The following is a 13,113-nucleotide window of genomic DNA, read 5'->3' on the forward strand; positions in this document are numbered from 1 at the left end:
CGGGACGTGTTGTACGGGTGCCGGGCCGCCTCGTTCATGGACAGGACGGGGGCCACGCAGGCGTCGCTGGGGACGAAGACCTCAGTCCACTCGTCGCGGGTCCTGGTGCGGAAGACCCCGGCGAAGCGGGCGCGGAGGGCGGGCCAGCCGGAGCGGTCGTGCTGGGCGGGGAGGTCCTCCCCGTCGAGGCCGATGCGGCGGAGGAACTCGGCGTAGAACTGGGGCTCGATCGCGCCGACCGCCATGTGGCCCCCGTCGGAGGTCTCGTAGACGTCGTACCAGGGGGCGCCGGTGTCGAGCATGTTGACGCCGCGGCGGTCCTCCCACATGCCGCCGCGCAGGAAGCCGTGGATGAAGGTGGACAGGTGCGCGGCGCCGTCCACGATCGCCGCGTCGACGACCTGGCCGCGGCCGCTGGTCCTGGACTCCAGCAGGGCGGACAGGACGCCGACGACGAGGTACATGCTTCCGCCGGCGAAGTCGCCGAGGAGGTTCATCGGGACCTGGGGCGGGCCGCCGGCGCGGCCGATCGCGTGGAGGGCGCCGGTGATGGCGATGTAGCCGACGTCGTGCCCGGCGGTCTGGGAGAGGGGGCCCTCCTGGCCCCAGCCGGTCATCCGGCCGTAGACGAGCTTCGGGTTGCGGGCGAGGCAGTCGTCCGGGCCGAGGCCGAGGCGCTCGGTGACGCCGGGCCGGAACCCTTCGAGGAGGACGTCGGACTTCTCGACCAGGCGGAGGACGACCTCCTTGCCCGTTTCGCTCTTGAGGTCGATCGCGATCGAGCGTTTGCCGCGGTTGCTGAAGTCGGTCCCGCCGGTGGCCTCGCCGGCCTTGACCGCGGAGGCGCGGTCGACGCGGATCACGTCGGCGCCGAGGTCGGCCATCAGCATCGCGGCGAACGGCCCCGGGCCGATCCCGGCCAGTTCGATCACACGTACTCCGGACAGCGGCCCGTTGCCCATCTGCGACTCCCTGAATATCGTTCGGTCCCCCTAGTGTGCACGATCAATGTAAGCGGGTCCTGATCCGGGGCGGCGCTTCACCGGGCGGTGACGTCCACCGGCACGTTCCTGGCGCCGGTGGCGACCAGGAGGCGCTTCCGGGTCCGGGCGCGGCGGACGCCCTCGGCGTACGGGACGAGGCCGGGTCCGGCGGCGGCCAGGTAGTACCAGCGCTCGGACGGAGCCTGCCACCACGTCCCGCTCACGGGGCGGCCGGCGTCGCAGGTGCCGGTGGCCCGGTCCTTCTCTTCGAGGAGCACGGCGCGGGCGGTGGCGGCGCCGTCCGCGTACGTCAGGCGGGTGCAGACCCAGTCGGCGGGCTCCCCGCCGTACGGCAGGTCCCCGGACCAGAAGTTCCACGCCATCGCCTCGGACACCGGGCGTTCGGGGACGGGTGTCACGCAGGCCAGGCGGTCCCAGAACTCCCGGCCTCCCTGGCCGAGGCGGGCGGGGCGGTCCCGTCCGCCGGGCCGGTGGTCGGGCGAGTGGTAGGCGAGGACGGTGGCGCGCGGGCCTCCCAGGTCGCCGAGCGTCCTGGCCCCGAGGTGGAAGAGCGGGCCGCGGCCGCACCCGGTCTCGGCCTCGGCGGGGGCCGTCACGCCGTCCGAGGTCGCCAGGCGGTCGCCGGCGAGGGTCTCGGCCTCCGTGTCCCAGGGGGCGAGCAGGTAGCGCCCGCCGCCCAGGGCGATCGGGGCGGACGGGTCCTTGCCGAGACCGGTCACCTCCAGGCCGCCCGGGGTGTAGCGGGCCATGCGGTCGCCGTGCCGCATCAGGGCGAGCGGCGTCCCGTCGACGCGCCCCGCGTAGAGGAGCTGCGCGGTGCCGACGGCGCGGCGGCCCGGCGGCGCGTACGCCCAGGCGCCGGCGGCGCGGCCGGTGAACGCCCGGTCGCGGGCGAGGTCGCCGCGGGCGGGCCAGGTGTCGAGCGTGCGGGCGCCGTGCGTCCAGGCCCCGGCGGCGGCCGCATCGAGGCGCAGATGCGGTACCCGGGGGTCGGCGCGCTCCGTCATGACCAGCGCGGCGACGAGGGCGGCGGTGAGGACCGCGGCGGTGGCGATCGGCAGCACCGAGCGGTTGCGCACGGGACGCAGCATCGCGGTCTCGAACCGCTCGGGGCGCCGGGCGGCCGGCGGCGGGACGGCGTCGGCCGCGCGCATCGCCCCGCGGGGGTCGCGCACGCCCAGCTCGACCAGCTGGTCGTGGACCGCGTACCGGGGCATGCCCTCGACGCGGCGCAGCACGTAGGCGACGCGGACGTGCGGGTCGAGCCTGGCCAGGGCCGCGGTGAGCGCCGGGTCCGGCAGCCGGGCCGGCAGCGCGCGCAGCCAGGGGCCGAGGCCGATGTGCAGCCGGCGCGACGGGCGCAGCGCCCGGCGCAGCACGCGGGTGCGGCGGCGGGCGAGCCCGGCGGGCGAGCGGTCCCGGGGTCCGCGCGCGCTGGCGTCGACGATCCGCCGCGCGATCGCCAGCCGGTAGACGCGCTTTCCCGTCCCCGGAAGAACGAAATACGCCATCCGGACAAGGTCCCCATAAGCCGAATTCGGCGTCGGCGTTTCCGTCCTCGTGTTCGTCAGGACATCTTCCGTCACGGCGGGCCACTCCTTCTGGGCCGTTCCCTCGTCGCGAACCCCGAGGTTAGAGCGCACGCGGCGGGCGCCGGAGCGAAATTGGGACAACGATTAAACAGGCCAATGGAAATGTCCGCCTATTTCCGTATGGGGGATCGGCGTGGGGACGGGATCCGCGGCGGTCCGCCGGGAGCGGCGGCGCCCGTTTCCTCCCCGTACTACGCTGTTGACCTCCGGGGGGAACCGCTCCGGGCCGCAGGACATCGAATGACCGCACCCCCGCCGCGACCTCTGCCGAGCAACGACGAAGGATTCCCACTCCCATGACCGAGGACGTCCCCGGGTACCGGGTGCTGGAGCAGGTCGGCGAGGGCGGCTTCAGCGTCGTCTACCGCGCGCACCAGGAGCACCTCGACCGGATGGTCGCGCTGAAGGTCCTGTCGATAGCCTCGGTCGACGACGCGGCGATGCGCCGCTTCCAGCGGGAGAGCAAGATCACCGGCCGGCTGTCCGGCCACCCCAACATCGTGACCGTGCTGGACACCGGGACCACCCGTTCCGGGCGTCCCTACATCGCGATGGAGTACTTCGAGCACGGCGCGCTCACCGACCGGCTCGCCCGGGAGGGGCCGCTGCCGTTCGCGGACGTGCTGCGCGTCGGGGTGAAGATGGCGGGCGCGCTCGCCGCCACCCACGAGACCGACGTCCTGCACCGCGACGTCAAGCCGCAGAACGTGCTGCTGTCGCGGTACGGGGAGCCCGCGCTCGCCGACTTCGGCATCGCCCGCCTGGTCGACAGCTTCGACGCCACCCACACGCAGGCGTTCACGCCGCAGCACGCGGCGCCCGAGATCCTGGAGGGCAAGCCGCCCGGCGTCGGCTCCGACATCTACTCGCTCGGCTCGACGCTGTACCAGCTCCTCGCCGGGAAGCCCGCGTTCAAGGGTCCCGCCAACGAGGGCATCGCGCAGCTGATGCTGCGGATCCTGCACGATCCGCCGCCCCCGATCCCCCGGGCGGACGTCCCGCAGCAGGTCTCGGACCTCATCGGGCGCGCGATGGCCAAGTCCTCCGAGCAGCGCTTCGCGACCGCCGTGGAGTTCGCGCAGGCGCTCCAGCGCGTGCAGGGCGACCTGGGCCTTCCGGTCACGGAAATCGCGCACAGCGGCGGCGCCGTCCTGCCGGCCCCGCAGACGGACGGCGGCGCCGGGTCGTCCTCGGGCTTCACCCCCTCCTCGTTCACCCCCTCCGGGTTCACGCCGTCCGCTCCCCCGCCGGAGACCCGGCCGTCGTTCCCCGACGTCTCGGGCCCGCCGCACGCCGCCGAGCGGACGCCGACCGCGCCGCCGGCGGCACCGGCCGCACCGCCGCCGTCCCCCTGGCACCCGGACGCGCAGGCGCCGCACGCCGCCCTCCGCCAGGACGGCCCGGCTCAGCAGCAGCCGCACGCCGCCACCTGGGCGGCGCCCCAGAACGCGCCGCCGCAGACCGCCGATCCGCGGGCGGACGGCGACCACACCACGGCGCACCCCCACCCGCACCAGCTCACCGTGAGCCAGCCGGGCGACGGGCCGCGGCGGGGCCTCGTCATCGCGGCGGGAGTCGCGCTCACCGGCGGCCTGGTGCTCGGCGTCGGGGCCCTCGCGCTGACGGCCCAGGGCGACGACGAGCCCGCGGACCCCGCGGGGCCCGCCGCGACCTCCACCCCGGTCCCGCAGGGACAGGCGACGGGCGTCCCCCAGGAGCCCGTCACGCCCGCGCAGCTCGCCGCCACGCGTCCGGGCAACCTCGCCGCCAAGGCGTCCGGCGGCAGGGCCGTGCTCACCTGGACGCTGCCGCCGGACGCGAAGGAACTGCCGCTCCTCATCCAGCAGAAGCCGGTCGGCTCGGAGCCGCTCGTGACCGCCCAGGCAGGCTCCCGCTCGGCGACCATGGCGGGCATCGCGCCGGGGACGCGCTACTGCTTCAAGGTCGGCGCGGTGCTGCGCCTCAACCAGGGGCAGGCACCGGACGTGTCATGGTCGGCGCCCGCCTGCGTCGGCCAGTAGACGCGCATCCCAGCGCGATCTCGGAAACGCCGAGGCCGGCCCCCTCACGGGGACCGGCCGGCGTGAAATTCGGCTGGGAGGCGGTCAGCACTTCCAGATGGCGGGGCCGTTGAAGCTCGTCCAGGCGGCGTCTGTGGTGATCAGGTAGCCGATCACGTAGCCGCGCTTTCCCTTCCAGGTGATGTTGGTGTACATGTCCCCGGACAGGCTGCTGTCGTTGGGGTGTGTGTACTTCGTGCCCCTCTTCTGGCAGTGCACCGTGACACTGTCGCCGTTGTTGTCTTTCATGGTGGCGACGAGACTGCTGTTGTGGTCGGCCGCCGACCGGATGTAGCCGTCGGAGTTGCCGTTCATCTGCACCTTCTCGGTGCTGGTGGGGCCGGTCAGCTTCGGGCTGATCGTCGCGCCCGTGCCGGTCCCGGCGCCGTTGGCGGCGGCGACCGTGAAGGTGTAGTTCCCGTTGGTCCACACCTCGCCGAGCGTCGCGGACGTGCCCGAGACGTTCTTGCTGCCCGAGACCGGGCCCGACCAGGTGAGCTTGTAGGTGGCGGCGCCGGCACCGGGCGGGGCCGTCCACGAGACCTTCGCCCCGGACTTCGTCGACTGCGCCTGCAAACCTGTGGGCGCGCCCGGCGTCACGCACGGCCGGACGGGATCGCTGGCCGTCGAGGGCAGCTCCTGCGTCCTGCCCTGGGCGTCCTTGTAACGGACCGCCACCCGGAACTGGTACTCGGTGCCGCAGTCTCCGCCCGTCACCGTGAACATGAAGGGTCCCGCCCCCGGCCCGATCGAGGACGGGCTGGCGGTCAGGCCGGCCGGGACGTCCTTCAGCACGTACCCGATGATCCCCTCGCCCTGCGAGGGCTGGAAGCCGACCCGCATCGTGCCCGCACCGGGCGTGACCGACACGTTGGCGGGCGCGGTCGGCGGCTCGCCGGGGCCCGGCGGCGTGGTGGGCGGTGTGGGCGACGGCGGACTCCCCGGTCCGCGCGGCGTCCAGGGCGACTGCGGCGTTCCCGGCCGCCCGCGCGCGGGCGGGGCGTCCCCGTCGCCGGGCAGGGGGATCGTCCGGCGCTTCGGGCCGCCCGCGACCCTGTCCCTGTACTTGTTGATGTCCTTCTGCACGCCCCGCCGGTCGACCACGACGGCGCGGGGGCCGGACGGGTCGTTGGCCCAGAGCATCCCGTCCTTGACGAAGACGTCCAGCCGGGACGGCCGGTTCGTCACCGGGATCGGCTTCTCGAACCGGTTGGCCGCCGAGTCGTACACGATCAGCGCCCCGGCCGTCTCGTCCGGGATGTAGACCTTCGCGCCGAGGATCTGCGGCGCCCGGTACCGGTGCTTCGGCATCGGCAGCCGGGTGCTGGTGTAGCGCCCGGTGCCGGTGTCGACGGTCACCAGGGATCCGGTGCCGGGCACGAGCAGCGGGACGATCTTGCCGTCGGTGTCCGAGGGGGCCAGCACGCCGCCGCGGCCCGCCTGGCGCACGGTCGTCGGCAGGCTGACCTTGAGCGGGGAGCCGGACGGCCGGACGACCGTGGCGGTCGCGGCGGTGGAGTCGACGACGACCGGATCGCCGGCCGCGATGGTCAGCGCCAGGCCGGCGCCCGGCTCGGCGACGCGGACGGGCGGCTGGAGCCGGCCGTCCCGGAACGCCGACACCTCGCCCTTCTGCGACACCGGGACCCACAGCGCGCCCCGGCCGTCGATCCCCGCCTGGCCGAGCGGCGGCGGCAGGTCGGCCGGCGGGCCGACGGGGGTCAGGGCCACGGGGTCGATCTGCTGCACCACGCCCTTGACCGAGTCGACCGTGAACGCCTTGCCCGAGTCCGCGAGGACCTGGATGCCCTCGCCGAGCGAGCGGCTCTGGCCGATGTTCAGCTGGGACGGGTCGAGCCGGCTGACCACGCCCGTGTCCAGGTCGACGATGAGGATCGTGGAGCCGTCCTGGACGATCTTCACGTTGTGGCCGTGCATCTGCGGGATCAGGCCGGCCTTGCCGTCCACCTTCCCCGCCGGGCCGTTGACGTGCACGACCATGCCCTTGCCCTTGGCCGCCAGCCAGGCGCCGACGTCGGCGAGGCGGTACTGCGCGCTCGCCACGCCCACCCCGTACACGCCCGCGGCGATGACGAGCACGCCGACGAGCCCGACCGCGACCTGCCCCGTAAGGCGGTCGCGCCGGAACCAACTCAGGACCGCCACCCGCACGATTCTGATCACCTTCCCCGTTTGACCGGACACGGTATCGGGTGCGACACCGCAGATGGCGGTGTTTTCCCGGATAGCACGACCTTCAGTTTTCGCGAATAGCGTCGATAAATGTCGGAACCGTAATGTTGCGTCCGGAGACGACCACCACGAGGCGGCCGGTGACCTCCGCCTTCCCGGCGAGGACGGCCGCGACCCCGGCCGCGCCGGCGCCCTCGACCACGAGGCCGTGCTCGTGGAAGAGCCACCGCATCGCCGTCCGGATCTGGCCGTCGGTGACCGAGGTCAGCTCCGCGGAGCCGCCGGTCACCTCCCGGCCGATCACCTCCGGGGTGACGCTGCCGGGCTCCAGGTTGCCGGGCAGGCCGTCGGCGAACGTCTCGCCGACCTCGACCTCGACGACCCGCCCGGCCGACACCGAGGCGTGCACGCCGCGCGACACGGCCGACTCCACGCCGACGAGCCGGACGTCCCCGCGCTCGCGCGCCCACAGGCCGAGCCCGGCGAGCAGGCCGCCGCCGCCGACCGGCGCGACGACCGTGAGCGGCCCGTCCGCCTGCGCGTCGAGTTCGCGCCCGATCGTGCCCTGCCCCGCGATGACCGCCGGGTCGTTGTACGGCGAGACGTAGTGGCCGGGGAGCGTCATCGCGTGCGCCTCGGCGTCGTCGTAGGTCGTCCCGTACTGGACCAGGCGCACCGGGAACGCGCCGATCCGGTCGACCTTCACCTGTGACGCCCGGGTCGACACGACGACGGTGACGTCGGCGCCGTACCGGGCCGCCGCGTACCCCATGCCGAGCCCGTGGTTGCCCGCGCTCGCCGCGACGGCCGGAGTCCCCTCCGGCAGCGCCGCCACGGCGGCGATCGCGCCCCGCACCTTGAACGCGCCGACCGGCTGGAAGGTCTCCAGCTTCAGCAGCGCGCCGGGCGCCAGTCCGGACGGCACCAGGGGCGTCGGCGCGAGCTCGGCGGAGACGGCCCGCCAGGCGCGGTCGAGGTCGTCCGCGCCGGGCGGGCGGACGGCGCGGGCCGTCACCGGCGTTCCCCCGCCGCGCGGCGGTCCCTGAGGGACCGGGGGTGCAGGCGGCGCCGGAAGCGCCGGAACCGCCCGGCCCTGGCGGTGACCAGGCGTCCCACCGCGTCGGTGTGCTGCCAGGCGCGGTCGGCGGCATGCGGGTCCGGATGGGACGCGGCGAAGCGGCTGCGGTTGACCAGGTCCGCGAGCGGGCCCAGATGCCCGTGGGCGTCGTCCCCGACACTGGACGCCCCGAACCGCGCCACCTCGTGCGCGGTCAGCGTGCGGGCCGTCGACAGGCCGACGTCGGCCAGGTGGTCGAGGGTCTGGTGCCACGCGCCGGTGATGCGCGCGGCGGGCGTCCCGGCCCGGCGGCGCCGTCTGCGCAGGCTGGGAGCGAGCAGAACGGCGAACACGTAGGCGAGGAGTACCACGGCCACTCCGATCGAGGCGAACACCCACCACGGCAAGGGCGAGCCTTCGTCCGCCGGGGGTCGCTGCGGCCCCTTCTCCGCGGTGTTGCCCGGTCCTTCGCCGCGCTGCTGGGACGCGGCGTTCTTCTGGGCCTGTTCGAGTTTCTGCTCCGTCTCACCGGCCGCGACCGAGTCGTCCTTGTTGGAGCGGCGGGCGTTGTCCGGGAGCGGGTTGAAGCGGATCCAGCCCAGACCGTCGAACTTGATCTCGGGCCAGACCATGACGTCCCCGGAGCGGACCTGGACGGTGTCGCCCACGCGGTTCCCGCCGTCGAAGCCCACCACGACGCGGGACGGCAGGCCGAGCGTCCGGGCGAGGAGCGCGTACGCGGTCGCGAAGTGCTCGGGCGTGCCGCGCCGGCCCTCGCCGAGGAAGTAGTCGAGCTGGCGGTAGCTGTGGCCCGGCGCCGCGGTCACGTCGTACCTGGCGTAGCGCTTGAGGTACTGGGCGAGTCCTGCGGCCTTCTGGATCGGCGACGCCGCGCCCTCCGTGGCCGCCTCGGCGAACTTGCGGAACTCGGCGATCTGGACGGGCGGCTCGCTCGCGCCCGGCCCCCACGGCATCTCACGCGCCGCCCTCGCCTCGGCGTCGGTCGCGACGGTGGCGGCGGCGAGGTCCTCGGCCGTCCACTCGGGCACGACGGACCGGACCCGGTACGTCTGGCCGGGGCGCAGTTCCTCCGCGGCGGCCAGCGCGCCGCTCTCGGGGTCGGCGACGACGGGGAGCCCGTCGACCTGCCGCGGCCGGTCCGGAGCGGGCACCCACACGCCGGGCAGGTCGCGGATGGTGACGCGCTGGGCGACCTCGTGCTTGCGGTCCGGTTCCGGGCCCTCCGGCACCCTGCTGCCGGTCGGGACGAACCTGGCCGTGGACGACCAGGTCACCCCGTCGAACCTGCCGAGGACGGCGAGCCGGGCGATTTCGCTCCGCCGGGACTGGACGGTGAACATCACCTGGTCGGGGCTCAGCAGCCAGCCGCCGACGCGGTCGAGGGGGCTGACGCCGTCGCGCTGCTGCGGCGGCGGCGCCTGCACCTGCTCGCGCGGGTTGTACGGCTGGGCGCTGACCGGGACGACCGGGGCCGCCGCGAACGCCAGCGCCCCGAGGACGGCGGCGGCGGGCACCCCGAGCGCGAACGGCCGCCACGCGACACCGGAGCCGGGGCCGTCCGCGCGGACGAGGAGCAGCACCGCGGCGAGCACGACGGTCGCGGCGGCGAGCGGCGCGTTGGAGCCGGGGCCGTCCACGCCCAGCAGGAGCGCGACCGCCCACACGCCGAGCACCGGCAGGCACGGGACGGCGCGCAGCGAGGTCCGCAACGCCAGCTCGGCGGACGCGAACGCCGCCAGCCACACCACCACGTTGACCAGGACGAGCAACTCCGGTTCGGCCGGGGCGGGCAGCAGCGTGGTCAGGATCGCCTTCCACGAGCTGAGCACGCCCTCGCGGAGCGTCTGCGGCAGCGTCCCCTCGCTGAGCGCGGGGCGCAGCACGGTGACCGAGACCGTTCCCGCCCACGCGACCACGGTCAGCACGAGCGAGATCCACAGGGGCCACGGGTCCTTGCCCTTGCGCGGGCCGGACAGCAGCCCGCACAGCAGCGTGGGGACGACCGCGGCGACGACCGCGACGGGGACCACCGGCCCGAACCCGAAGACCCGGTGGAACGCCAGGCCCGCGACGGCGACCAGGCCGGCGGTGACGGCGAGCGAGACGTAGCGGGTCACCGGACGCTCCCCAGCCGCCGCCACGACTCCGCCAGGCCGTCCAGGTCGGCGACGTCGAGGAGGTGGACGCCGGGCGGCGCCGACGCCGGCTCGGACGGCCGGACCCGGAGCACCACGACCCGGTCGAACCGGCCCCGGACGGACGCGATCCGCCCCAGCTCGGCGGCGCCGGACGTGACGACGACGAGCGAGCCGCCCGCCCGGACGCGGCGGACCGCGTCGATGGTGGACTGCGGCCCCTCCTGCGGCGCGACCGAGGTCAGCCGGTCGAGCAGGGCCTCCACGTCGTCGGGGCCGCCCCGCGTCTCGGCCAGCTGCCCGTTTCCGGTGAGGATCCGGACGGGGAAGTTCGCCGTCGCGGCCCCCACCGCGACCGACGCCGCCGCGTCCACGGCCAGCTCGAAGTCGTCGGGCTCCGGCCACGACGCCGGGCGCGCCTCCAGCACGACCGTCGTCGTCGGCAGGCTGGCGTCCACGAGCTGGCGGACCATGAGCGTGCCCGTCCGCGCCGAGGACTTCCAGTGGATGTGGCGCAGCTCGTCCCCGATGACGTACTCGCGCAGCGCGTGGAACGTCGCCGTGCCCGCCGGGGACCTGTCGCTGGTCGGCCCCTCCAGATGGTGGGCGCGGCCGGACGGCAGCAGCGAGAGCGGCACCGTCCTCGGCCGGACGAGCAGGCGCTCCGGCCTGCCGTACTCCCGCGTCCGGCGGGCGAGCCGGAGCGGGTCGGCGCGCACCATCCGCAGCGGCCCGACCGGGAGCTCCCCGCGCCGATCGGTCGGCAGCCGGTAGGTCACGGTGCGGGTGCCGCCGGCCCGCAGCCGCGGGACGTCCACCGCGACGTCGGCCGCCCCGGCCGTGTCGTGGGCGCTCAGGCCCCGGGCGCCGCGGCCCTGGTTGGTGACGTGCAGGACGCCCACGGCCGGTTCGCCGCGCTCGACCTTCTTCGGCGCGATCTCCCGGCGGACGCCGAGCTTCGCCCGCGGCAGCGTCCACAGGGCCGCGCCCGCCACCGCGACGAGGCCGGCGGCCCCGAAGATCGCGGGCTCGGGGTAGCCGAGCCACCAGCCGGCCGCGTACAGCAGCGCCGACGCGGCCGCCGTTCCCCATCCGAGCGGTGTCAGCACGTCACTCCCCGCCTCCCGGGCACCGGCCTCTCACGCACCGGCCTCTCAGACACCGGCACCTCAGACACCGGCGGCCTGCGGGGTGGGCACGTTCTGCAGCGCCTCGCCGACCACGTCCGCGCCGGACCGGCCGCGCAGCTCCGCCTCCGGCGTCACGATCAGCCGGTGCGCGATGACCGGGACCGCGAGGGCCTTGACGTCCTCCGGGACGATGTAGGACCGGCCGGCCGACGCCGCGCGCACCCGCGCCGCCCGCAGCAGCGCGATGCTGGCCCGCGGGCTCGCGCCGAGCCGCAGGTCGGGGTGCTCGCGGGTGGCGGCCACGAGCCGGACCAGGTAGTCGAACAGCGGCGGCGCGACGTGCAGCCGCTGCGCGAAGTCGATCATCCGGGAGAGGTCCTCGCGGCTCATCACGGGCGGCATCTGGTCGAGCGCCGCGCCGGTCGGCGTGCCCGCGAGCAGCGCCACCTCGGCCTGGTGGTCGGGGTAGCCCATCGAGATCCGCATCAGGAACCGGTCGAGCTGCGCCTCCGGCAGCGGGTACGTGCCGTCCATGTCGACGGGGTTCTGCGTCGCGATCACCATGAACGGGCGCGGCACCGGATGCGGGGTGCCGTCCACCGTCACCCGGCGCTCCTCCATGACCTCCAGGAGCGCCGACTGCGTCTTCGGGGAGCCGCGGTTGATCTCGTCCGCCACGGCGAGGTTCGCGAAGATCGGCCCCGGGTGGAACTCGAACGCGCTCGTCGCCTGGTTGAAGATCGACACGCCGGTGATGTCGCTGGGCAGCAGGTCGGGCGTGAACTGGATGCGCGCCCACTTCGCCTCCACCGACGCCGCGATCGCCCGCGCGAGCGTCGTCTTGCCGACGCCCGGGACGTCCTCGACGAGCAGGTGCCCCTCGGAGAGGAGGCAGACCAGCGCCAGCTCCACCTTCTCCCGCTTACCGCGCACGACGCGCTCGATGTTGCCCGCCAGCGTGGCGAACATCTGCGCGAACCGCCCCGCAAGCGCGTCGGCGTCGACGCCCGCGTTCTCCGTCATAACTCGCACCCCCGTGCTTCGACATTCGTTGGTCGGCCTAGGGCCGGTCGGCCCGTGAACCGCATCGGCGGCTCACATCTCGCATTCATAGAGGCCGTCCGACGGGAATCCGTTCCCTGGAGTGGCCACCAATGTGTCGTTGAGGTAGCCGTTGCCGTGCTGCTGCGTCTCGACCCTGTTCCAGACGTCGCTGCTGGTTCCGCTTTCCGGGTCGTGGTAGGACTGGCCCCGGACCTGGCACACCACGGTCAACGTGATGATCTGTCCCTGGGGGATCCGGCCCGCCTCGCCGTTCCTGCTGGGTCCGGGGCGGATGATCGTGTTGGTCTCGCCGTTGTTCTGGTTCTGGAACCGTTTGGTCGGGTAGGCGAGGTTCACGGTCGCCGACGCCGGGGTCGAGGACCCGGCGCCGTTGCGGGCCGTCACGGTCAGGCGGTGGGTCCTCGCGTTGGCCAGGCCGCGGACGCCGTACGAGGTGGCCTTCGTCGTGGCCGACCCGCCCGGCCAGGTGACGTCGTAGGTGACGTCGTAGCCGGGGGACGGCCCCCACGTGAGGTCCGCGCCGTGGTTGACGCCCGCCGCCCTCAGCGCCGTCGCCGGGCCGGGGGCCTGGCAGGCGTTCGCTCCCACGTCGCCGGACTCGCTGTAGGCGGTTCTTCCGTCCTTGCCCTTGTACTCGGCCGCCACCTTGTAGATGTGGGTCGTGGAGTCGCAGGCCAGGCCGCCGACCGTGAACGTCCCGCCCCGCGAGTCCGCCGGGAACTCCGCCGGGTCCGCGCCCTCGACGGGACGGCCGGACTGGTCGAGGAGGACGAACCGGGTCACCGGGTAGACGCCCTGCGGCTGGACCGCCGGCGTGAAGCGCACCTTGACCGAGCCGTCGTCGCCGGACGCGGCG

9 protein-coding genes are annotated in these 13,113 nt (G+C 74.6%); 1 reads left to right on the plus strand and 8 read right to left on the minus strand.

The genetic code is table 11. The features are described 5' to 3' along the window. On the minus strand, positions 1 to 962 hold a 962-nt coding region (locus E1281_RS29305; RefSeq protein ID WP_131882950.1), incomplete at its 3' end, for a CaiB/BaiF CoA-transferase family protein. Positions 963 to 1,039: 77 nt separating this feature from the next. Further along, complete coding sequence (locus tag E1281_RS29310; protein WP_131882951.1) at positions 1,040 to 2,515, minus strand: hypothetical protein; 1,476 nt, start codon at positions 2,513 to 2,515, stop codon at positions 1,040 to 1,042. Between the two features lie 377 nt (positions 2,516 to 2,892). On the opposite strand from E1281_RS29310, the gene E1281_RS29315 reads away from it, so the two are divergent. Beyond that, entirely contained in the window at positions 2,893 to 4,617 is a 1,725-nt protein-coding gene (locus E1281_RS29315) for a serine/threonine-protein kinase (RefSeq protein WP_131882952.1), read from the plus strand. A gap of 84 nt (positions 4,618 to 4,701) precedes the next feature. Here the strand turns inward: E1281_RS29315 and E1281_RS29320 are convergent, their stop codons facing one another. The 6 genes from E1281_RS29320 to E1281_RS40610 all read right to left on the minus strand — a co-directional run. Then, a complete protein-coding gene (locus E1281_RS29320; protein ID WP_131882953.1) occupies positions 4,702 to 6,822 on the minus strand; it encodes a fibronectin type III domain-containing protein in 2,121 nt (706 codons plus the stop codon). A gap of 91 nt (positions 6,823 to 6,913) precedes the next feature. Next, positions 6,914 to 7,864 carry a pyridoxal-phosphate dependent enzyme gene (locus E1281_RS29325; protein WP_131882954.1) on the minus strand — a complete coding sequence of 317 codons (951 nt, stop codon included), beginning with the start codon at positions 7,862 to 7,864 and terminating at the stop codon, positions 6,914 to 6,916. Next, on the minus strand, positions 7,861 to 10,044 hold the full coding sequence (locus tag E1281_RS29330; RefSeq protein WP_131882955.1) for a DUF3488 and transglutaminase-like domain-containing protein: 2,184 nt from the start codon (positions 10,042 to 10,044) through the stop codon (positions 7,861 to 7,863). The genes E1281_RS29325 and E1281_RS29330 overlap by 4 nt, the downstream gene beginning before the upstream one ends. Next, positions 10,041 to 11,171, minus strand: coding sequence for a DUF58 domain-containing protein (locus E1281_RS29335; protein WP_131882956.1), 1,131 nt, complete (start codon positions 11,169 to 11,171; stop codon positions 10,041 to 10,043). Before E1281_RS29335 ends, E1281_RS29330 begins: the two co-directional genes overlap by 4 nt. A 60-nt stretch (positions 11,172 to 11,231) precedes the next feature. Continuing rightward, entirely contained in the window at positions 11,232 to 12,215 is a 984-nt protein-coding gene (locus E1281_RS29340; protein ID WP_243717530.1) for a MoxR family ATPase, read from the minus strand. A 72-nt stretch (positions 12,216 to 12,287) separates the two neighbouring features. Further along, positions 12,288 to 13,113: fibronectin type III domain-containing protein (locus E1281_RS40610; protein ID WP_165959162.1), on the minus strand; the 826-nt coding region annotated here is incomplete at its 5' end.

The organism is Actinomadura sp. KC345, assembly GCF_004348515.1.
GTDB lineage: Bacteria > Actinomycetota > Actinomycetes > Streptosporangiales > Streptosporangiaceae > Spirillospora.